Raw genomic sequence first — 3,684 nt, 5'->3', positions numbered from 1 at the left:
AATCTGGTCACGAAAGCGATCGCACTTTTTTTATTAAGTAATGTTAAGTATTAGGTGGGCAGTGCATCACACAGATAATCAAGCTTGAAAAGCCCTTTGCTAGGCACTGCCCACCCTACGATTCATCCTTAGGATTCATCAAAATTTTGCCAGCTCTCAGTAATCATTAAATAAAGCAATTACTTCTATTTTTGTTAAGCAATGTTAAGCTAAAATAGCAGTGGATCAAACGGATTAACCAAGCTGGCCATATACTGGCCTAAGCCATGCCTAGCCTAGGATTCATCCCTCTGATTCATCCCTCTGATTGATCACCATTGTGGGAGCTATCAGTCATCTTTCAAGAAAGCGATCGCAATTTTTTTATTAAGCAAAGTTAAGTAGTTTTAAATAAAGTTAAGATTAAACCTGTAAAATGTATTTATCTTCAGCATTGTATTAGGATAAATACAGACAGGCGAAACAAGCCTGCTGAACCTAGATAATCAAATAAACGCAATCATCCGAACATGACTACCACATTAAACCAGCGTAACGCTAACGTGTGGGATCGGTTCTGCGATTGGATCACTTCCACCAACAACCGCCTATATGTAGGCTGGTTCGGTGTACTGATGATCCCTACATTGCTAACCGCTACCATCTGCTTCATTATCGCCTTCATCGCTGCTCCCCCTGTGGACATTGATGGAATTCGCGAGCCTGTTGCTGGCTCTTTGATTTATGGCAACAACATCATCTCTGGTGCTGTTGTTCCTTCTTCTAACGCCATTGGCTTGCACTTCTACCCATGCCCCTAGGTATCAGCGGAACCTTCAACTTCATGTTCGTGTTCCAAGCTGAGCACAACATCCTAATGCACCCGTTCCACATGCTAGGTGTAGCTGGTGTATTCGGTGGTTCTTTGTTCTCTGCAATGCACGGTTCTTTGGTAACCTCCTCCTTAGTACGTGAGACCACCGAAACTGAGTCTCAGAACTATGGTTACAAGTTCGGTCAAGAGGAAGAAACTTACAACATCGTGGCAGCTCACGGCTACTTCGGTCGTTTAATCTTCCAATACGCTTCCTTCAACAACAGCCGTTCCTTGCACTTCTTCTTGGGTGCATGGCCTGTAATCGGCATCTGGTTTACTGCACTGGGCATCAGCACCATGGCATTTAACCTCAACGGTTTCAACTTCAACCAGAGCATCATTGACTCACAAGGTCACGTGATCAACACCTGGGCTGACGTACTAAACCGTGCCAACCTAGGTTTCGAAGTAATGCACGAGCGTAACGCTCACAACTTCCCTCTAGACCTAGCTGCTGGTGAAGCTACTCCCGTAGCTTTGACTGCTCCAGTCATCAACGGTTAATCTCAAGTTGGCTTAATCAGCTTGAATAAAAAAAGCGCTCTCCAGATGGGGAGCGCTTTTTTGTTTTCGAAGTGCTAGATAATTTATGGTTAGCTGATCAAATTTGCTACTGACATCTCCTACACGGACATGACTGACTAAAAAAGGCCATCTTTATTTACATCTTAAGTTACCCTTTTTAAGCTACTCTGCAAGAGCCTTGATTACCAAATATTTTTCTATCTTAGCTATTTTTTAAAAGTACAATTTATCCGACATAATAGCAGTCCTAAATGATTCATCAAATATATTTACCAAAGCCATCACTATCAACCTTACCCAGGAATGATTCCAGATTTTGCGGATTGATTTTACAAATCAACAAATCAATCGTTTAAGATGGCTATATAGCTATTATACCCATGAGGTACATACAAATTTCTGGGTTTTAGGGACCAGGAACTCAGACCGTGGGCCACGAGGCTAAACAAAGGGATAAGGGATCAGAGAAGAGGGAAAAGGGAAGAGGTAAAAAACAATGTGTACCTCATTACTGCGATAAAAGCTATAGATGGAATTACTATGGTATTCTAATTAGACTCAATCTAACTCTAAACTCCAGTTATTATGAAGTGGGTTCAAAAGTTATCATTAACAGTAGTAACAGCAGCACTCATTAATTTAGATGCAAGTGTATTTGCTCAAAGTTTACCTGTTGCAAAAAAACCAGAACAGGTAGGTTTTTGCTCCGATAAACTTGAAGCGATTACTGACGACTTGCAAAATCGTGTAGATAAACAAGAAATTGCTGGTGGTGTTGTAATCATCGCCCGTAAAGGTAAGATTGCCTATCGTCAGGCAGTAGGTTTACGGGATATCGAAGCTAGTGAGTCAATGAAGCCTGATACTATTTTTCGGATTGCATCCAACTCTAAAATCATTACTGGCTTTGCAATTCACCTACTGGCGTCAGATGGTCTGATTGATTTAAAAGACCCCGTTTCTAAATATATTCCCGCTTTTGCCAATATGAAGGTTGTGGTACCAGGTTCTTCAGGACAACCTAATGATTACAAAACTCGACGAGCAACTAAGAAAATTACAATTGAACAATTGCTTAACCACACCTCAGGGATAGATTACAATCTCAACAATCATCCTATTCTTGGTCCGCTGCTAAAACAAGCCGAAATTTCTGATGGCTATTCTACTACCCCAGGTACCATCAGTGAGATGGTTGGTCGTCTAGCTAAATTACCCTTGCTGTTTGAACCTGGTACGCAATGGAGTTATGGACTAAGCTCAGATATCTTGGGTTATTTAGTAGAAGTGGTATCGAGACAGACACTGGCTGAGTTTTTACAAGAAAGAGTTTTTCAGCCATTGGAAATGAACGATACGTCTTTCTATGTACCCCCTTCCAAGCGGAATCGTCTTGCAGCAGTTTATATTCCGAATTTCGAGAATGGTGGTTTGATTCGCATGGGTACTACACCTAAAGAAATCGTACCTGGTTTCATCATGGATGAAGCTTACCCCTATAAAACTGGAGATACCTATTTCTCTGGTGGTGCTGGTCTTGTTTCTACCCCTGATGACTATGTTCGTTTTCTGCAAATGCTGCTTAATAAGGGCAAGTTAAAAAGTCGAAATGGAATAAAAATAGTTCGTATTGCTAAACCAAAAACAGTTAGGAAATTCCTCTCCGTAAGAGACAACGACAAGGAAGGAAATGAAGTTTTTCAAGAATTATTTAATATAGCTGGTTATAAATTCACAAATGGCTTTTTTGTTAAGGATGATCCCAATGCTTCTAATAAACCGAGTTCCGTAGGTTCGTTTCAATGGGCAGGTGTATATAACACTCACTATTTTGCCGATCCAAAGCGGAAGTTAATTGGTGTTCTTATGACTCAACTTTTTCCTTATGTGCAAACTGATCTAAGGCATAAATACGAGTCCTTGACATATGAGGCTCTTGCTCCGAATTGTAAGGCTTTAGTGTCTGAGTAGTTTAGCTGACTTTTCCAGATCCTGTGAAAAGTGGTAGTGGTAAAGATGTAGTGATTTGGCTACGCTCTGGTCAAGGTAACGGGAGCTAAAATCACCAATTGTGTACCACTCCCAAATTTCCTTAGTAAAATTTCCCTAACGGCTTTCATCCCGACGCTCACCAACCATGGGTAGAGCGCCGGACATCTAGCTTAAAGCTTAAAAAGTGAAGGTGGTTCTGAGAGTACCAATGACCACATCATCGTTGTCAGAACTTTGGTTAGGATTGAGAAGCCAAATCACACCAGGGGTGACGGAGATGTTGTTGTTGACTTTGTACTTATAGAACGCTG

General features: G+C 41.2%; 2 protein-coding genes and 1 pseudogene. 2 read left to right on the top strand and 1 reads right to left on the bottom strand.

Going from position 1 to position 3,684, the window contains the following annotated elements; translation table 11 throughout:
* Nucleotides 1-509 precede the first annotated feature (509 nt).
* Together F6K38_RS06970 and F6K38_RS06965 are read left to right on the top strand one after the other, a co-directional pair.
* A pseudogene (locus tag F6K38_RS06970) lies at nt 510-1,360 on the top strand (photosynthetic reaction center family protein).
* A gap of 606 nt (nt 1,361-1,966) precedes the next feature.
* Entirely contained in the window at nt 1,967-3,352 is a 1,386-nt protein-coding gene (locus F6K38_RS06965; RefSeq protein ID WP_287250537.1) for a serine hydrolase domain-containing protein, read from the top strand.
* A 198-nt stretch (nt 3,353-3,550) separates the two neighbouring features.
* Here the strand turns inward: F6K38_RS06965 and F6K38_RS06960 are convergent.
* A partial coding sequence (locus tag F6K38_RS06960) for a carbohydrate porin (RefSeq protein WP_287356359.1) occupies nt 3,551-3,684 on the bottom strand: 134 nt, incomplete at its 5' end.

The organism is Moorena sp. SIO3B2 (assembly GCF_010692525.1).
In the GTDB taxonomy this organism is placed as follows: Bacteria; Cyanobacteriota; Cyanobacteriia; order Cyanobacteriales; family Coleofasciculaceae; genus Moorena; species Moorena producens.
Note: the sequence above shows the minus strand (reverse complement) of the source record. Positions and strands in the feature narration are given on the sequence as shown.